This is a genomic window from Mesorhizobium sp. M1C.F.Ca.ET.210.01.1.1, from assembly GCF_004791585.1.
GTDB lineage: Bacteria > Pseudomonadota > Alphaproteobacteria > Rhizobiales > Rhizobiaceae > Mesorhizobium.
In genome coordinates this window covers 35,965-52,205 of the sequence record NZ_SRUU01000007.1, presented here as the reverse complement: position 1 = coordinate 52,205, position 16,241 = coordinate 35,965, and the positions used below count along the sequence as shown (strand labels likewise).

The window sequence follows — 16,241 nt, the reverse complement described above, 5'->3', positions numbered from 1 at the left end:
CCGCCGAGGGCTTGACGATCGTCCGCGCTTTCGCCCATAGCCCTCACCAAATTTCGAATTCCCGATAGGACCGGATAAAATGGGTTTCAAATGTGGCATCGTTGGCTTGCCCAACGTCGGCAAGTCGACGCTGTTCAACGCCTTGACCAGAACGGCCGCCGCGCAGGCCGCCAATTATCCTTTCTGCACCATCGAGCCGAACACCGGCGAGGTGGCGGTGCCCGATCCGCGCCTGCAGAAGATCGCCGCCATCGGCAAGTCGAAGGAGATCATCCCGACCCGCATCTCCTTCGTCGATATCGCTGGCCTGGTGCGCGGCGCCTCCAAGGGCGAAGGTCTGGGCAACCAGTTCCTCGCCAACATCCGCGAGGTCGACGCCATCGTCCATGTGCTGCGCTGCTTCGAGGATGACGACATCACCCATGTCGAGGGCCGCATCGATCCGGTCGCCGATGCCGAGACGGTCGAGACGGAGCTGATGCTCGCCGACCTCGATAGCCTCGAGCGCCGCATCGTCCAGATCCGCAAGCGCGCCGCCGGCAAGGACAAGGAAGCGATGGCCGTGCTGCCGATGATGGAGGCGGCGCTCGAATTGCTGCAGGCCGGCAAGCCGACGCGCTTCCTGCTCAAGGGCATCGCGCCGGAGGACCTGCGCATCCTGCAGGGGCTGAACCTGTTGACGTCGCATCCCGTTCTCTACGTCTGCAACGTCGCCGAGGCCGACGCCGCCACCGGCAACGAGCACACCAGGGCGGTGGAGACAATGGCGGCCGCACAAGGCGCCGGCACGGTGGTGATCTCCGCCGCGATCGAGGCGGAAGTCGCTCAGCTCTCCGACGAGGAGGAAATGGAATTCCTTGCCTCGCTTGGTCTCGACGAGCCGGGCCTCAACAAGGTGATCCGCGCCGGCTACGAACTGCTGCACCTCATTACCTATTTCACCGTCGGGCCGAAGGAGACGCGCGCCTGGACGATCCACAAAGGCGACAAGGCACCGCAAGCCGCCGGCGTCATTCACACCGACTTCGAGCGCGGCTTCATCCGCGCCCAGACGATCTCCTACAACGACTTCGTCACGCTGGGCGGTGAAGTGGCGGCCAAGGAAGCCGGCAAGGCGCGCGATGAAGGCAAGGAGTATGTCGTCCAGGACGGCGACATCATGCTGTTCAAGTTCAACACCTGACATTGCCTTGTTTTGTCCAGCGTAACTGCCGGTCTCCCGGCCGGAGGTCGGTGCCTGTCTTGACCTCGTGATGCTGCGGGGCTAAGCGGCCGGTGCTCGTGGGCTCCACAAGGCCCACGCAGTTCTGGATGACGCTTCGAACGAAATCTCTTTGCTCCAGCAAGGGAGACCCGGCGATGATCAAGGCCTTCGTCGTGGACAATGATCGCCTGCGCCCCACCGACGATCTCGCGGCGGAAGGCGACAGGGTGGTCTGGGCCGACCTCTTCAACCCCACCAAGGAGGAAGAGGCCCGCATCGAGAGCTGGCTGGGCATCGCCATCCCGACGCGCGAGGAGATGGAAGAGATCGAGATTTCCAGCCGCCTCTATGTCGAGGACGGCGGCTACTTCATGACTGCCGTGCTGCCGGCCCAGACCGAGGCCGACGACCCGCTGATGTCGCCGGTGACTTTCGCGCTCGCCGGCAAGAGGCTGATCACCATCCGCTACCACGAGCCCAAGGCCTTCAAGACCTTCCCGCTGCGCGCCGAGAAGGTGGCGACCGGCTGCACCAGCGGCGACACCATCCTGATTGGCCTCCTGGAGGCGATCGTCGACCGGCTCGCCGACATCCTGGAGCGCGCCGGGCGCGATGTGGAAGCGATCTCGCGCGACATCTTCGAGGCGCGCTCGACCAAGGCCTCGAAGCGCAACCGCGATTTCCAGGAGCTCTTGAAAGGCATCGGCCGCAAGGAGGACCTCGCATCCTCCGTCCGCGACAGCCTGATCTCGCTGCAGCGCCTGGCCGGCTTTCTCGCCCATGTCGCGGCCCAGACCAAGATGAGCAAGGATGTGCGGGCCCGCATCAAGACGCTGTCGCGCGACGTGCTGTCGCTCGCCGACCACGCCACCTTCCTGTCGCAGAAGATCTCCTTCCTGCTCGATGCCACGCTCGGCATGATCTCGATCGAGCAGAACGCCATCATCAAGATCTTCTCGGTCGCCGCCGTCATCTTCCTGCCGCCGACGCTGGTCGCCTCGATCTACGGCATGAACTTCGACGTCATCCCCGAGCTCAAATGGGAGTTCGGCTATCCCTTCGCCATCGGCCTGATGGTGGTCTCGGCGATCCTGCCCTTCTGGTATTTTCGCCGCCGCGGCTGGCTCTGACACTATCGGTCGGCGACAGCTGGCTTACCAGAAAGGACTTGACCAAATTGCCTTGGGCCGTCATCCGGGGTGCCCAACCTTAGGTTTCACGCATTCGCCAACCGGATTGCCGACATGACCGGAAAGACCTGGGCCTACGAGGATTTCGTCGAGGGCGCCTCGCTCGACCTCGGCAGCAAATCTGTAAGCGCGGCCGAGATCATCGAATTCGCCAGCGAGTTCGATGCGCAGCCGATGCATCTCGACGAGGAGGCCGGCAAGGCGAGCATCCTGGGTGGCCTTTCGGCTTCGGGCTGGCACACCTGCGCGATGTTCATGCGTATGCTGTGCGACGCCTTCCTGCTCGATTCGACCTCGCAAGGCTCGCCCGGCATCGAGCATGTAAAATGGAAGAAGCCGGTTCTGGCCGGCGATCGGCTTACCGGCACAGTCACCGTGCTTTCCAAGCGCCAGTCCAAATCGAGGTCCCAGCTCGGCTTGGTCAGCATGCGCAGCGAATTGTTCAACCAGCGCGGCGAATGCGTCTTCGAGCTCGAGAACACCGGCATGTTCCTGACCCGGGAGGCCGCCGCGTGACCCTCGACGAGTACTTCCTCATCGGCGAAACCGTCACGCTCGGCTCGCACAAGTTCGAAGCGGACGAGATCAAGGCGTTCGCCAGGAAATACGATCCGCAAATCTTCCATGTCGACGAGGAGGCGGCCAAGAAGAGCGTGCTTGGCGGGCTCTGCGCCTCCGGCTGGCACACCGCCGCCACCTGGATGAAATACAACCTCGAAAAGCGCATGGAGACCGAGGGCGTGCGCTGGACGGGCCCCGGTCCGCAGCCGGAATTTGGGCCGTCACCCGGCTTCAAGAACCTCAAATGGCTGAAGCCGGTCTATGCCGGCGAGACCGTGACCTTCATGCGCAACGCGCTCGCCCATCGCCCGCTTGCCGCTCGTCGCGGCTGGCATCTGCTGACGCTGCGCTGTGAGGCTTTCGATTCGACCGGCGACAAGGTCATCGAGTTCGACAGCGCCGTGCTGGTGAAGGTGGAGTAGCCCTTCCCTTCTCCCCATGTGGGAGAAGGTGGATCGGTGCGACGCGCCGAGACGGATGAGGGGTGTTCAAGCGAAGACGCTGGTTTTTCCTGGAGCACCCCTCGTCCGTCGCCTTCGGCGACACCTTCTCCCACAAGGGGAGAAGGGGAAGAGCTAATGCCCCTCGAACCCGATCAGCGTCCTGACCGGCACGCCGAGCGCTTCCAGTCTCTGGCGTCCGCCGAGATCCGGCAGGTCGATGACGAAGCAGGCGGCGACGATGTCGGCGCCGATCTGCCTAAGCAGCTTCACCGCCGCTTCCGCCGTGCCGCCGGTGGCAATCAGGTCGTCGACCAGGATCACCTTCTCGCCCTCTAAAACACCGTCCTTGTGCATCTCCATCTCGTCCAGCCCGTATTCCAGGCTGTAGGCGACGCGCACCGTTTCGTAAGGCAGCTTGCCCTTCTTGCGGATCGGCACGAAGCCTGCCGAGAGCTGGTGCGCCACGGCGCCGCCCAGGATGAAGCCGCGCGCCTCGATGCCGGCAATCTTGTCGACCTTGAGCCCGGCATAGGGATGCACCAGCTCGTCGATGGCACGGCGGAAAGCGCGCGCATCGCCAAGCAGCGTGGTGATGTCGCGGAACAGGATGCCGGGTTTCGGGTAGTCCGGGATCGTGCGGATGGCCGAAAGCAGCGTCTCTTCGAGGGAAGATTTCATGGTCGGTTGATCCATTGCCGCACAGTTTTGCCGGCAAGCGGCAGAAAAGAAAAGGGCGCCGTTCGGCGCCCTCGCATTTTTCCGGCCAAGGGCAGCTCAGTGCGCCACCTCGGCCCACACCTTGCGCTTGGTCATGTAGACCAGGGCGCCAAAGAGCAGCAGGAACACCAGCACGCGGAAACCGGTCTTCTTGCGGTCCTCGAGATGCGGCTCGGCGGCCCACATCAGGAAGGCCGAAACGTCGCGGGCATACTGGTCCACCGTCTGCGGCGAGCCGTCGTCATAGGTCACCTGGCCGTCCGAGAGCGGCTTCGGCATCTTCAGCGACACGCCGGACAGGAAGTACGGATTGTAGTGCGTGCCTTCCGGGATCACCATGCCGGCCGGCGGCGTCTGGTCGTAGCCGGTCAAGAGCGAGTGGATGTAGTCCGGGCCGCCCTGGGCGTACTGGGTGAAGATGTCGAAGACGAAGCGCGGGAAGCCGCGCTCGACGCCGCGCGCCTTGGCGAGCAGCGACATGTCGGGCGGCGCGGCGCCGCCATTGGCGGCAGCAGCAGCCTGCTCGTTCGGGAACGGCGCCGGGAAATGATCCGACGGCTTGCCGGGACGGTCGAACATGTCGCCGGCATCGTTCGGGCCGTCATGGATGGTGTATTCGGCAGCCAGCGTCTTCACCTGCCCTTCCGAATAGCCGAGGCCTTCCAGCGTGCGGAACGCCACCAGGTTCATCGAGTGGCAGGCCGAGCAGACTTCCTTGTACACTTTCAGGCCGCGCTGCAGCTGCGCCTTGTCGTAGGTGCCGAACGGGCCGGCGAAGCTCCAGCTCATTTCCTTCGGCTCATTGATCGGGAAATGCGTCGGCGCGGCCGCGTTGTGTTCCTCTTCGGCCGCGATGGCCGCGGTTCCCGCGACCACCAGGCCGAGCAGCGCCAGCGAGGTGAGAATCTTTTTCATACCCAAATCCCCTTAGATTCTCAGCCCTTGGTTTCCGGCGCGGCCGCAGCGCGCGCAGGATGTCCGCTGCCGCCCTTGTTCTTTTCCAGCACCGCTTCGGTGATCGAGTTCGGCAGCCTGCGCGGCGTCTCGATCAGGCCGAGCACCGGCATGACCACCAGGAAGAAGGCGAAGTAGAACAGCGTCGCCATCTGCGCCATGAACACGTAGCTGCCTTCGGCCGGCTGCGAGCCCAGCCATCCAAGCAGGATGGCGTCGGCCACGAACAGCCAGAAGAACAGCTTGTACCAGGGCCGGTAGACCGCCGAGCGCACCTTGGAGGTGTCGAGCCAAGGCACCAGGAACAGCATGGCGATTGCGCCGAACATGCACAGCACGCCGCCGAGCTTGGAGTTGATCGGCCCGATGTTGAAGGTGATGGCGCGCAGGATCGCGTAGAACGGCAGGAAGTACCATTCCGGAACGATGTGGGCCGGCGTCTTCAGCGGGTTGGCGACCGTGTAGTTGTCCGGGTGGCCGAGATAGTTCGGCAGGTAGAAGACGAAATAGGCGAAGAAGATCAGGAACACGATCATGCCGAACGCGTCCTTGATGGTCGCATAGGGCGTGAAGGCGACCGTGTCGGTCTTCGACTTGACCTCGATGCCGGTCGGGTTCGACTGGCCGACGACATGCAGCGCCCAGATGTGCAGCACGACGACGCCTGCAATCATGAACGGCAACAGGTAATGCAGCGCGAAGAAGCGGTTCAGCGTCGGGTTGTCGACGGCGAAACCGCCGAGCAGCAGCTCCTGGATCCAGTTGCCGACCAGCGGAATGGCGCTGAAGAAGCCGGTGATGACGGTGGCGCCCCAGAAGCTCATCTGTCCCCAGGGCAGCACGTAGCCCATGAAGCCGGTCGCCATCATCAGCAGGTAGATGATGCAGCCGAGGATCCACAAGAGCTCACGCGGCGCCTTGTAGGAGCCGTAGAAAAGGCCGCGGAAGATGTGGATGTAGACGGCGACGAAGAAGAAGGAGGCGCCGTTGGAATGGAGATAGCGCAACAGCCACCCCGAATTCACGTCGCGCATGATCTTCTCGACCGAATCGAAGGCGAGAGTGGTGTCCGACGTGTAGTGCATGGCGAGCACGATGCCGGTCAGGATCTGCGAGGCCAGCATGATCGACAGGATGCCGCCGAACGTCCACATGTAGTTGAGGTTGCGCGGCACCGGATAGGCGACAAAGCTGTCATAGACCAGCCTGGGCAGCGGCATGCGGGCGTCGAACCAGCGTCCGATGCCGGTCTTCGGCGTGTAGGTGGAGTGTCCCTCGCTCATCGAAATATCCCCTGCCTCAGCCGATAAGGATCTTGGTATCGGAAATGAATTTGAATACCGGGATCGCCATGTTCTCGGGCGCCGGGCCTTTGCGGATGCGGCCAGCTGTGTCGTACTGCGAGCCGTGGCACGGGCAGAACCAGCCGCCGAAATCACCTTCCTGGCCGAGCGGGATACAGCCCAGATGGGTGCAGACCTGCACCATCACCATCCAGGCTTCCTTGCCGGGAGTGGTGCGGTTGGCGTCGGTCGCCGGCGCGTCGGCCGGCAGGTTGGCGTTGCGGGCGATCGGATCCTTGAGGTCATTGAGGTTGACCCCCTCGCCGTCCTTCATCTCTTTCTCGGTGCGGTTGCGCACCACGACCGGCTTGCCGCGCCACTTCACGATCAGCGAGCTGCCGGGCTGCAGCGAGGAGACATCGACCTCGACCGAAGCCAACGCCAACGTCGAGGCATCCGGCTGCATCTGGTCGATGAACGGCCAGGCGACGGCGCCCGCGCCGACCACGCCGGCCATGCCGGTGGCAATGTAGAGAAAATCGCGACGGTTGGGATCGTGGATGTCGGTTGCGCTCACGGGTGCCTGATCCTTTCGCCTCTTTGCGTGCCGGCGGCCGAGCCTTGTCCCCGCTCAATCGCGCCGGCCCGACAGCGCATGGCGAACAGGCTAGCGAATTCCTCCGGCATTTGGAGTTCGGTTTATGCGTGAAGCCCGTTTTTGTCCAGACGGGTGAAGGCACATGGGCAGATTGTCGCGGCTGCGTCACGCGGCCCCGGCGAGCAGCCAGCCGGCAGGCCGCCGGATGCGTTGAAACTCCTGGGAATCGGCGACGAAATCGTGTGCCTCTTCGCCTCGACAGCGGTCGCTGGGACGGTCTATTCTCCAGCCATGGCGCATGTCATCGAGCGTGATGGATGGGCGGAGGCGCCCGACCGCTGGCAAGGCGAGCTGCAATGCGGCGCCTTCGGCTCGAAAAGCTGCCTGATCTTCAACTATTTGCCGGACGCTGGCGGCGGCCCGCGGCTGCATAAGCACCCCTATGCGGAGATCTTCATCATCCGCTCCGGCACCGCCTTGTTCGCGGTCGGCGACCAGGAGATCGAGGCTTCGGCCGGCCAAATCCTCATCGTGCCGGCCGGCACGCCGCACAAATTCACCAATCTCGGCCCTGGCCCGCTCGAGACCACGGACATCCACGAGAACGGCAGCTTCATCACCGAATGGCTGGAATAGGCGCCTGCCGCCTGTCTTGCTGAATTCCAGACGGAACCCGCTGCGCATTTTCTGGAACTGCCTAGCCAGGAAAAGTGTGTAACGGTTTTCCGTCCGGAATTGCGTAAAAACAAATATTTAGAGCGGTTCGGCGATTCTATGAATCGCCGAACCGCTCTAGCTCGCGCCGAGCCTGACCAGCACCGCCCTCGGGATATCGTATTCGCGGATCACCGCATCGTGCTTGCGAAAGCCGCAGAGCTCGCGCTGGATGAAATAGGCGTGGACGGCCGCCGCGGCCTCCTTGAGCAGCCGGTTGCGATGCTCGCCCTCGCCGTCTTCGCGCAGCTTTGACAGCGTCTCCTCGACGCGCTGCCCGGCGCGACCGAGCGCCGCCGCCTTCTCGGCCAGGATTTCGTGACCGAGCAGGTCGAGCGCGCTTTCCTGGGCGCCGCTTCGTCCGAAATTGCTGGGCATTCTGACCGACATGGCTGTGTTCTACTCCGCCGGCCGCGTCTCTTCCAGCACGCTTTCCTCGTTGAACAGGAAGCCGCCGGACTGGCGTTTCCAGAGCCGCGCATAGAGACCGTCGAGCGCGACCAGCTCGTCATGCGTGCCCTCTTCGACGATGCGTCCGCCGTCGAGCACGACCAGCCGGTCGAGCGCGGCAATCGTCGACAGCCGGTGGGCGATGGCAATGACCGTCTTGTCTTCCATCAGCCTCGCCAGATTCTCCTGGATGGCCGCCTCGATGTCGGAATCGAGCGCCGAGGTCGCCTCGTCGAGGATCAGGATCGGCGCGTCTTTCAGGAAGAGTCGGGCGATCGCCACCCGCTGGCGCTGCCCGCCGGAGAGCTTGACGCCGCGCTCGCCGACATAGGCCTCGTAGCCGACGCGCTCGCGGTTGTCGCGCAGGCTCATGATAAAGTCGTGCGCCTCGGCTTTGCGCGCCGCGGCGATCACTTCAGCGTCGGACGCATCAGGCATGCCGAGCTTGATGTTGTCGCGCAGTGAGCGGTGGAACAGCGCCGTGTCCTGGCTGACCACGCCGATGTTGCCGCGCAGCGAATTCTGCGTCACTTGCGCAATGTCCTGGCCGTCGATCAGGATCTTGCCGCCCTCGAGATCGTAGAGGCGCAGGATGAGATTCGCGAGCGTCGTCTTGCCGGCGCCCGACGGGCCGACCAGCCCGACCTTCTCGCCCGGCCGCACGACGAGGTCGATGCCGTCGAGAACCCCCGCCCCCTTGCCGTAGTGGAAGGTGACCTTCCTGAGGTCGATGCGGCCGCTCGCGACCACCAGTTCCTTGGCGTCCGGCGCATCAACCAACCCAAGTGGCTGTGAGATCAGCGCCTTGGAATTCTCGAGCACGCCGAGGTTTCTGAGGATGCTGTTGAGCTGCACCATCAGCCGTCCCAGCAGCATATTGAGCCTCAGTACCAGCGAAAGCGTGAAGGCGACGGCGCCGACGGTGATCGAGCCTTCGACCCAGAGGTAGATGGCAAAGGCGGCGATCGCTGTGATCATGATGCCCGAGAGCGTCGTCAGCGCCATGCGCACGCCGGTCAGCCGGCGCGTGAACGGCCGCAGCGCATCGAGATAGATGTCGAAGCCGTTGCGGATGTAACGATCGTCGCCGTCGGCCGCGAACAGCTTCAGCGTCTGCACATTGGAATAGGAATCGACGATACGCCCGGTGATCATCGAGCCGGCCTCGGCGGTCGCCTCGGCATGCTTGCGGATCGTCGGCAGATAGAGCCTGGCCAGCCAGCCGAAGGCGGTGATCCAGATCACCACCAGCACCGCCAGCCGCAGGTCGAGCCCCGCGACCAGCGCCAGCGTGGTCACCGTATAGACGATCATGAACCAGACGACCTCGATGAAGCTTTCCATCAGGTCGCCCGTCGCCTGCCCCGCCTGCCAGACTTTGGTGGAGATGCGGCCGGCGAAATCGTTCTGGAAGAAGGCGTAGGATTGGCGCGAGACATGCCGGTGCGCCTGCCAGCGCACCAGATTGTAGAAGCCCGGCGTGATCGTCTGCTCGTCGACCAGTGCCGACAGGCCGACCACCACCGTGCGGATGATCAGCACCACCGCGCCCATGAACAGAAGCTCGGGCCCGGCGGCGGTCCACAACGCGTGCCAGCTGCGCTCGCCGGGAAGCTGGTCGAGGATATCGACCAGCCGTCCGACGAAATAGAACAGCCCGGCCTCGACCAGCGGCGCGATGCCGCCAATGATCAGCATGGCGAAGAAGGCGAGCTTCGCCTGCCCGACATAGTGCCAGAGAAAGCCGCCGACGCTGGCGGGTGGCCGAAGCGTCGCGGGCTCGCGGAACGGGTAGACCCAGTGCTCGAACCAGCGATAGATGGCCTTCATCATTCCGCGGCTTCGCCCTTGGCAATCGCATCGTTGGCGGCCTCGGCCGGAACGTCGTCGAGCAGAAACCCGCCCGACTGGCGCTGCCAGAGCTGAGCATAGAGCCCCCCTTTGCCGACGAGCTCCTCGTGCGACCCTTCCTCGATGACACGGCCCTTGTCCATGACGACGAGCCGGTCCATCGCGGCGATGGTCGACAGCCGGTGCGCGATCGCGATCACGGTCTTGCCTTGCATCAGCTTGTAGAGGTTCTCCTGGATCGCCGCCTCCGCCTCCGAATCGAGCGCCGAGGTGGCCTCGTCGAGGATGAGGATCGGCGCGTCCTTCAGCATGACGCGGGCAATGGCGATGCGCTGCCGCTGGCCGCCGGACAGCTTGACGCCCCGGTCGCCGACATGGGCGTCGAATTCCTTGCGGCCGTTGTGGTCCGAAAGCCCGCCGATGAAATCGAGCGCCTCCGCCCGCCGCGCCGCCTCGATCAGCATCTCGTCGGTCGCGTCGGGCCGGCCGTAGAGGATGTTGTCGCGCACCGACCGGTGCAGCAGGGAGGTGTCCTGCGTCACCATGCCGATCTGAGCGCGCAGCGAATCCTGCGCCACGCCGGCGATCTCCTGGCCATCGATGAGGATCCTGCCGCTTTCCAAGTCGTAGAAGCGCAGCAACAGGTTGACCAGCGTCGACTTGCCGGCGCCGGAGCGGCCGACGATGCCGACCTTTTCGCCCGGCTTTACGACAAGCGAGAGGTTTTCGATGACGCCGCTCTGCTTGCCGTAGTGGAAGCGGATGTCCTCGAAGCGGATCTCGCCCTGGGAGATGGCGATGTCCTTGGCGCCCGGGCGATCCTCGACCAGCCGCGGCAGCGAGATCGACTGGATGCCGTCCTGCACCGTGCCGATGTTCTCGAACAGGCCCGACATCTCCCACATGATCCACTGCGACATGCCCCACATCCTGAGTACCAGGCCGATGACCACGGCGACGGCGCCGATCGTCACCGCATCGGCGAGCCACAGCCACAGCGACAGCGCGGTGACGGAGAACAGCAACAGCGCGTTCAGGATGTAGAGGAGGCCGTAGAGCACGGTCACCAGGCGCATCGAGCGGTAGACCGTATCGAGGAAGCCCGCCATGCCCTCCCTGGCGAAGGCCGCCTCGCGGCGCGCGTGGGAAAACAGCTTCACCGTCTGGATGTTGGCATAGCTGTCGACGACGCGACCGGTCATGGTCGAACGCGCATTGGCCTGTTCCTCGCCGACCTTGCCGAGCCGCGGAATAAAATAGCGCAGCAGCGCGATATAGCCGATCAGCCATACGCCCAAGGGTGCGGCCAGCCGCAAGTCCGCCGAGCCGACGATGAACAGCATGCCAAGGAAGTAGACGATCACGTAGTTGAGGACGTCGATCACCTTCATGACGCAGTCGCGCACGGCGAGTGCCGTCTGCATCAGCTTGGTGGCGATGCGGCCGGCGAATTCGTCCTGGTAGAAAGTCATCGATTGCTTGAGCAGGTAGCGATGCACCTGCCAGCGGATGCGCATGGGATAGTTGCCCATCAGCGTCTGCTGGTTGAACAACGAACGCACCCAGACCGTGCCCGGCAGCGCAAACAGCACGATGAAGGCCATGCCGGCCAGCTTCCAGCTCTCGGTTTGCAGGAAGGTTTCCCGGTTCTGCGCCGACAGCCAGTCGACGATGCGGCCCATGAAACCGAACATCCAAACTTCGGCAAGGGCGATCGCCATCACCAGAACCGCGTCCAGCATGATGTAGGGCCAGGCGCCCCGCGTATAATGCACGCAAAACGCAACCAGCGTCTTCGGCGGCTCGACCGGCTCCGCGGCGGGAAACGGATCGAGCTTGTTTTCAAACCAGCGGAACATTCCAGGCACTCGACTGTCTATGCGCTCACGCGGCGCGGGATTGATAACCAAGGCCTTTCGGCCGCGCTGCGCCGCGGGCCGGCGATACGGAATCATCCGCATCGCCGGCCCTGCTTCGCGCAATATAGGGTGTCTCGGGCTTTTCGCCGACAGGCTCCGCCGAGGATCCTGACGTCAGGCTGGGACCTGCCCGGCCTTTCTCGCCCGGCCGGATCATGCGGATGATCCGGCGCACCAGCGACGGCCGGCCGGGATCGGGCACCGCGCGCGAGAAATCAACGTCCGGCAGCATGCCGCGATGCGGACGCCGGCGCGTCTCAGAGTGCACCGCCGATGAATAGGTCTCGCCGATCAGCAGCGCCCACGTCGCCATCTTGCGCTCGTGCAGGCTTCTTGAACCCGGTATCTTACAGGGATCGAACATCGGTCCATCCTCCATGTGCAAATGCGTTAAAAAGGGTGATACGGACTCGACCTCCGGCATTCGGCCGGAGGCACGAAACGCGTCGGTCAGTGCATGACGGCAAGCGTCAGCTCGGACACGTTCAACGGGGGCGCCTGGCCCCTTTGGCAGTTTGAAAAACATCGCGAGATTCCTTCGTCAGCCGAAAACTGGGTTCGGCGGGAATCGGTGCGATGAGGTCTTAAAGTGTCAGAAGAATCGTCGTACCGAAACCGCCGTTGGGCATAGGTGAGCCCGGGAGAGGAACTGGAAGTGCATGGTCATCATGTGGTCCCCCTCCTTCGGTTTGGGTTGACGATGATGGGCATATACTCGACTTCGCAGAAAATGGCCACCCGCCAGTCCAGAAATCGCCAAAAGCTGGAGACGCCTGTGGCCGATCTGCCACTTATTAGAAGGATGCGGAAATGAACGATCGTCTCCGCATCGCGCTCTTCCAGCCGGATATCGCCGGCAACACCGGGACAATCCTGCGCTTCGCCGCCTGCCTTGATCTTGGCGTCGACATCATCGAACCGGCCGGCTTCCCGCTCTCCGACCGGGCGCTGAAGCGGGCCGGCATGGACTATCTCGAAATGGCGGCGCTTTCCCGCCACGCCGACTGGCACGCCTTCGAGGAATGGCGCAGGACAAATGCGCGCCGCCTGGTGCTGCTCACCACCAAGGCCGAAACCGCCTACACCGATTTCGCTTTCGCCGACGGCGACATCCTTCTGTTCGGCCGCGAATCCGCCGGCGTGCCGCAAGAGGTTCACCAGGCGGCGGAGGCGCGACTGACCATCCCGATGCGGCCGGGTGCGCGCAGCATCAATGTCGCGCTGTCCGTCGCGATGGTCGCCGGCGAAGCGCTCCGCCAGCTCGGATAAGATCCTCAGCCTCTGCTCGCCATCGATGATCACCTCCGCTTCTGCCGTCATTTTCACCCAGGCGCACATCGCCGTCTCCTGCATTTGCCCTGTCAGCATTTCTTCGCTACAAGCTCAACCTAACTTGAGGTCAAGCGGAAACTGCGAATGGCTCCGGTGCGGGAATTGACGGTCGGCCAGGTGGCCATGCGCAGCGGCGTGGCCGTATCGGCGCTCCACTTCTACGAGGCACGCGGGCTGATCCGCAGCCATCGCACGGCCGGCAACCAGCGGCGCTACAGCCGCGACGTGCTGAGACGGGTGGCGATCATCCGCGTCGCCCAGGAGGTCGGCATCTCGCTCGCCGAGATCGCCGCGGCGTTTCAGTCGCTGCCCGAGGGCCGAACGCCGACGCGCGAGGATTGGAACCTGCTGTCAACGGCTTGGCGCGACGGGCTCGACCACAAGATCAGCCAGTTGAAGAAGCTGCGCGACGGCCTGACCGACTGCATCGGCTGCGGCTGCATGTCGATCGACAAGTGCCCGCTGAGGAACAAGGAAGATCGGCTGGCACGGGAGGGTACTGGGGCGAGACGGCTACTGGTGCCCTGACGTTCGCTCCAAGGTGTGCTGAGATTCAGGTCAGGATGGCATCCCCTGAATATCAACACACCTTAGTCGGCCGCCGGCAGCCGCCGCATGGTGAACTCAATGACGTCGCCAGGCCGTTCGAACCAGCTTTCGATCTCGGTCCAATAGGCCTGCTTGGGGAAGCGTTCGAACCACTCCTTCGCTTTGAGGCGCGCGGCCGGCCGCGGCAACACGAAGGTCTCGCGCAGGAATCCGTCGCGCGGCTGCCTTTCGCGCTCGGCGCGCGAGCGCTCCAGCCTCTTCCTCAAGCCATCCAGCGGCGGTCTTGCCGGGGTGCGCACGAAGGAACTCCTTTGCGCCTTGGTCAGACGGGGCTTGACCCTTGCTCTTAAGAGATTAGGGATCGCGCCCTGAAAAGACGAGTCATTTGTCAGGCGAATGGGCCTGTGACCGGAGACGGAATTGGAACGACCTGACCTTCCCGTGGGGCTGCCGGCCGACATCGAGCAGAAGAAGATGAAGGCCCGCCTCTGGTTCGAGGCGCTGCGGGAGCGCATCTGCGCCACGTTCGAGCAGATCGAGCAGGAGCTTCAGGGCCCCCTATCCTCATGGTCGCCCGGCCACTTCGACAAGACGCCGTGGGAGCGCGACGAGGGCAAAGGCGGCGGCGGCACCATGTCGATGATGCGCGGCCGCGTCTTCGAGAAGGTCGGCGTGCACACCTCGACTGTCTATGGCGAATTCTCACCCGAATTCAGGAAGCAGATCCCCGGCGCCGAGGAGGATCCGCGCTTCTGGGCAAGCGGCATTTCGCTGATTGCGCATCCCTGGAACCCCAACGTGCCGGCCGTGCATATGAATACGCGCATGGTCGTGACGACACGCCAGTGGTTCGGCGGCGGCGCCGACCTGACGCCGGTGCTCGACCGGCGCCGCACCCAGGACGATCCTGATACGCTCGCCTTTCACCGCGCCATGCAATTCGCCTGCGAGAAGAACGCCGCGGTCGCCGACTATGCGAAATTCAGGGCGTGGTGCGACGAGTACTTCTTCCTGCCGCACCGCAACGAAGCGCGCGGCATCGGCGGCATCTTTTTCGACTGGCTGCATTCGGGCGAGGATAAGGGCGGCTGGGACGCCGATTTCAATTTCGTCCAGGATGTTGGGCGCTCTTTCCTCGTCGTCTATTCCCATCTGGTGCGCGGCAATTTCAACCAGAACTGGACCGACGGCGACCGCGACGAACAGCTCATCCGGCGTGGCCGTTACGTCGAATTCAATTTGCTTCACGATCGCGGCACCATCTTCGGCCTGAAGACCGGCGGCAATGTCGCCTCGATCCTGTCCAGCCTGCCGCCCGAGGTAAAGTGGCCGTAAAAATCCGGTGAGCGGGAAGCTGGCCGCATTGATGTCCCATTCGCCGAATCTTGGCGGGCAATGTGGCATGCGCGTTTTCTTTTTCGTCTAATATCCTTTTGAAAAAATTGAGTTATTTAACGTTGCCGGGTCGGGAAGCGCCGGCGGTCCATCTGCGATGGGCCGCGACCCGACGCGACCGGACGGCCTGATCGAGAGGGGTGCCCCTACGGCGCCCGCATTCCAGGAGAGCATGCCATGCGCAAGCTTATTGTGACGGCAGCAGCCGCTGCCTTACTCGCCTCCGGTGGCGCCGCGTTCGCCGCGGTCAAGCACACCACGGGCACGGCCAAGACCTTCGATGGAACGGCCATGAGCCTCGTTCTGGACAACGGATCGACCTTCACGCTGTCCAAGGCCTTCAAGGATCCGGGCATCAAGCCGGGCGAGAAAGTCCGCGTTTCCTGGGACATGAGCGGCAAGAACAAGATCGCCGAGGCCGTCAAGATAATGAAGTGACGGCCCGCCCGGCGAGAGCAATTCCTGGCAAAGTGCACAGCATCTTCCCATCCGGAATTGCGTAAAAACAGACAGTTAGCAAAGATCAGGCAGCAAGGGAGGCGGGGCGTCACTGCTCCGCCTTTCTGTTTCAGCACCAGGGTGTGTTGAGATTCAGGTCAGGCCGCCCGCGACAGCACTCCGCCACTATTGATGCAACCGAAGTCGGCGGCATGTGTTATTGTTGTCCATCCGGGCAATTCCAGGAAAAGTGCGCAGCGGTTTTCCATGCGGAATTGCATAAGAACAACCAGTCGGAGCGGCTCGGCCGCTCCGGGTCGAGGAAAGGAAAACCCATGAAGGAATTCCAATGCGGGTCGCTGGTTCCCGGCTGTGACTGGCACACGCGCGCCGAGGAGGAAGCGGAGGTCATGCGCCGGGCCGTCGAGCACATGCGCGAGACCCATGGCGAGACCGTCATCCGCGAGACCATGATCGAGGCGATCCGCTCGCGCATCCAGAAGGTCCGCGACGCGGCTTAAGGCGTCGGCCAGGCGCGAAGTTCGCACGGGCCGCTGTACCGGGCCACCATACTGGACAGAAAGCGGGATGTAGGCATCCCGCTTCATTCGCGGCGATCCGCTCCTGCCGCCGGCAACTTCCT

General features: G+C 63.6%; 19 protein-coding genes. 10 read left to right on the top strand and 9 right to left on the bottom strand.

From position 1 onward, the window contains the following. The first annotated feature begins 79 nt into the window (after positions 1–79). The 4 genes from ychF (at position 80) to EN853_RS09930 (ending at position 3,377) form a co-directional block, all read left to right on the top strand. Positions 80–1,183 (top strand): redox-regulated ATPase YchF, encoded by a 1,104-nt coding sequence (ychF, locus tag EN853_RS09945; RefSeq protein ID WP_127858405.1) that lies wholly within the window; start codon positions 80–82, stop codon positions 1,181–1,183. A gap of 176 nt (positions 1,184–1,359) precedes the next feature. After that, positions 1,360–2,334: a magnesium/cobalt transporter CorA gene (corA, locus tag EN853_RS09940; RefSeq protein ID WP_127858404.1), complete on the top strand. Its 975-nt coding sequence runs from the start codon at positions 1,360–1,362 to the stop codon at positions 2,332–2,334. A 114-nt stretch (positions 2,335–2,448) separates the two neighbouring features. Beyond that, positions 2,449–2,910, top strand: a complete 462-nt coding sequence (locus tag EN853_RS09935) for a MaoC family dehydratase (protein WP_127858403.1) — start codon at positions 2,449–2,451, stop codon at positions 2,908–2,910. Continuing rightward, complete coding sequence (locus EN853_RS09930; protein ID WP_127858402.1) at positions 2,907–3,377, top strand: MaoC family dehydratase; 471 nt, start codon at positions 2,907–2,909, stop codon at positions 3,375–3,377. The genes EN853_RS09935 and EN853_RS09930 overlap by 4 nt, the downstream gene beginning before the upstream one ends. 153 nt (positions 3,378–3,530) lie before the next feature. Here the strand turns inward: EN853_RS09930 and EN853_RS09925 are convergent, their stop codons facing one another. From EN853_RS09925 to petA, 4 genes are all read right to left on the bottom strand, one after another. Beyond that, on the bottom strand, positions 3,531–4,076 hold the full coding sequence (locus tag EN853_RS09925) for an adenine phosphoribosyltransferase (RefSeq protein WP_127858401.1): 546 nt from the start codon (positions 4,074–4,076) through the stop codon (positions 3,531–3,533). A 96-nt stretch (positions 4,077–4,172) separates the two neighbouring features. Next, entirely contained in the window at positions 4,173–5,030 is an 858-nt protein-coding gene (locus EN853_RS09920; protein ID WP_127858400.1) for a cytochrome c1, read from the bottom strand. A 20-nt stretch (positions 5,031–5,050) separates the two neighbouring features. After that, positions 5,051–6,352 carry a cytochrome b N-terminal domain-containing protein gene (locus EN853_RS09915; RefSeq protein WP_127858399.1) on the bottom strand — a complete coding sequence of 434 codons (1,302 nt, stop codon included), beginning with the start codon at positions 6,350–6,352 and terminating at the stop codon, positions 5,051–5,053. A 16-nt stretch (positions 6,353–6,368) separates the two neighbouring features. Next, on the bottom strand, positions 6,369–6,929 hold the full coding sequence (gene petA / locus EN853_RS09910; protein WP_127858398.1) for a ubiquinol-cytochrome c reductase iron-sulfur subunit: 561 nt from the start codon (positions 6,927–6,929) through the stop codon (positions 6,369–6,371). A gap of 312 nt (positions 6,930–7,241) precedes the next feature. Between petA and EN853_RS09905 the strand changes: the two genes are divergently transcribed. Then, positions 7,242–7,586, top strand: coding sequence for a cupin domain-containing protein (locus EN853_RS09905; RefSeq protein WP_127858583.1), 345 nt, complete (start codon positions 7,242–7,244; stop codon positions 7,584–7,586). Positions 7,587–7,742: 156 nt separating this feature from the next. On the opposite strand, the gene EN853_RS09900 is transcribed toward EN853_RS09905, so the two are convergent. From EN853_RS09900 to EN853_RS09885, 4 genes are read right to left on the bottom strand one after another with little or no spacing between them, the layout of a single operon-like run. Further along, positions 7,743–8,054 (bottom strand): DUF6665 family protein, encoded by a 312-nt coding sequence (locus tag EN853_RS09900; protein WP_127858397.1) that lies wholly within the window; start codon positions 8,052–8,054, stop codon positions 7,743–7,745. Positions 8,055–8,063: 9 nt separating this feature from the next. Beyond that, positions 8,064–9,947 (bottom strand): ABC transporter ATP-binding protein, encoded by a 1,884-nt coding sequence (locus EN853_RS09895; protein WP_127858396.1) that lies wholly within the window; start codon positions 9,945–9,947, stop codon positions 8,064–8,066. Beyond that, positions 9,944–11,824, bottom strand: a complete 1,881-nt coding sequence (locus tag EN853_RS09890; protein ID WP_127858395.1) for an ABC transporter ATP-binding protein — start codon at positions 11,822–11,824, stop codon at positions 9,944–9,946. Before EN853_RS09890 ends, EN853_RS09895 begins: the two co-directional genes overlap by 4 nt. A gap of 25 nt (positions 11,825–11,849) precedes the next feature. Then, a complete protein-coding gene (locus EN853_RS09885) occupies positions 11,850–12,410 on the bottom strand; it encodes a hypothetical protein (protein WP_167524411.1) in 561 nt (186 codons plus the stop codon). 284 nt (positions 12,411–12,694) lie between these two features. Between EN853_RS09885 and EN853_RS09880 the strand changes: the two genes are divergently transcribed. Together EN853_RS09880 and soxR are read left to right on the top strand one after the other, a co-directional pair. Continuing rightward, entirely contained in the window at positions 12,695–13,153 is a 459-nt protein-coding gene (locus tag EN853_RS09880; RefSeq protein ID WP_127858393.1) for a tRNA (cytidine(34)-2'-O)-methyltransferase, read from the top strand. A 147-nt stretch (positions 13,154–13,300) separates the two neighbouring features. Next, positions 13,301–13,744: a redox-sensitive transcriptional activator SoxR gene (gene soxR, locus EN853_RS09875; RefSeq protein WP_127858392.1), complete on the top strand. Its 444-nt coding sequence runs from the start codon at positions 13,301–13,303 to the stop codon at positions 13,742–13,744. Between the two features lie 62 nt (positions 13,745–13,806). On the opposite strand, the gene EN853_RS09870 is transcribed toward soxR, so the two are convergent. Next, entirely contained in the window at positions 13,807–14,064 is a 258-nt protein-coding gene (locus tag EN853_RS09870) for a hypothetical protein (RefSeq protein WP_127858391.1), read from the bottom strand. Between the two features lie 121 nt (positions 14,065–14,185). Between EN853_RS09870 and hemF the strand changes: the two genes are divergently transcribed. The 3 genes from hemF (at position 14,186) to EN853_RS09855 (ending at position 16,119) form a co-directional block, all read left to right on the top strand. Further along, entirely contained in the window at positions 14,186–15,100 is a 915-nt protein-coding gene (gene hemF / locus EN853_RS09865; RefSeq protein ID WP_127858390.1) for an oxygen-dependent coproporphyrinogen oxidase, read from the top strand. A 237-nt stretch (positions 15,101–15,337) separates the two neighbouring features. Beyond that, positions 15,338–15,598 carry a DUF1344 domain-containing protein gene (locus EN853_RS09860; protein ID WP_127858389.1) on the top strand — a complete coding sequence of 87 codons (261 nt, stop codon included), beginning with the start codon at positions 15,338–15,340 and terminating at the stop codon, positions 15,596–15,598. Positions 15,599–15,933: 335 nt separating this feature from the next. Continuing rightward, positions 15,934–16,119 carry a DUF1059 domain-containing protein gene (locus EN853_RS09855; protein WP_095766497.1) on the top strand — a complete coding sequence of 62 codons (186 nt, stop codon included), beginning with the start codon at positions 15,934–15,936 and terminating at the stop codon, positions 16,117–16,119. Positions 16,120–16,241: the final 122 nt, after the last annotated feature.

What these genes read in the sequence shown, in the direction of transcription:
- EN853_RS09895 (WP_127858396.1), bottom strand. Translation starts at nt 9,947, where the DNA reads ATGATGAAGGCCATCTATCGCTGGTTCGAGCACTGGGTCTACCCGTTC.
- soxR (WP_127858392.1), top strand. Translation starts at nt 13,301, where the DNA reads ATGGCTCCGGTGCGGGAATTGACGGTCGGCCAGGTGGCCATGCGCAGC.
- EN853_RS09855 (WP_095766497.1), top strand. Translation starts at nt 15,934, where the DNA reads ATGAAGGAATTCCAATGCGGGTCGCTGGTTCCCGGCTGTGACTGGCAC.
- EN853_RS09900 (WP_127858397.1), bottom strand. Translation starts at nt 8,054, where the DNA reads ATGTCGGTCAGAATGCCCAGCAATTTCGGACGAAGCGGCGCCCAGGAA.
- EN853_RS09905 (WP_127858583.1), top strand. Translation starts at nt 7,242, where the DNA reads ATGGCGCATGTCATCGAGCGTGATGGATGGGCGGAGGCGCCCGACCGC.
- EN853_RS09860 (WP_127858389.1), top strand. Translation starts at nt 15,338, where the DNA reads ATGCGCAAGCTTATTGTGACGGCAGCAGCCGCTGCCTTACTCGCCTCC.
- ychF (WP_127858405.1), top strand. Translation starts at nt 80, where the DNA reads ATGGGTTTCAAATGTGGCATCGTTGGCTTGCCCAACGTCGGCAAGTCG.
- EN853_RS09920 (WP_127858400.1), bottom strand. Translation starts at nt 5,030, where the DNA reads ATGAAAAAGATTCTCACCTCGCTGGCGCTGCTCGGCCTGGTGGTCGCG.
- EN853_RS09880 (WP_127858393.1), top strand. Translation starts at nt 12,695, where the DNA reads ATGAACGATCGTCTCCGCATCGCGCTCTTCCAGCCGGATATCGCCGGC.
- EN853_RS09925 (WP_127858401.1), bottom strand. Translation starts at nt 4,076, where the DNA reads ATGAAATCTTCCCTCGAAGAGACGCTGCTTTCGGCCATCCGCACGATC.
- EN853_RS09915 (WP_127858399.1), bottom strand. Translation starts at nt 6,352, where the DNA reads ATGAGCGAGGGACACTCCACCTACACGCCGAAGACCGGCATCGGACGC.
- EN853_RS09935 (WP_127858403.1), top strand. Translation starts at nt 2,449, where the DNA reads ATGACCGGAAAGACCTGGGCCTACGAGGATTTCGTCGAGGGCGCCTCG.
- EN853_RS09890 (WP_127858395.1), bottom strand. Translation starts at nt 11,824, where the DNA reads ATGTTCCGCTGGTTTGAAAACAAGCTCGATCCGTTTCCCGCCGCGGAG.
- EN853_RS09885 (WP_167524411.1), bottom strand. Translation starts at nt 12,410, where the DNA reads ATGTTTTTCAAACTGCCAAAGGGGCCAGGCGCCCCCGTTGAACGTGTC.
- corA (WP_127858404.1), top strand. Translation starts at nt 1,360, where the DNA reads ATGATCAAGGCCTTCGTCGTGGACAATGATCGCCTGCGCCCCACCGAC.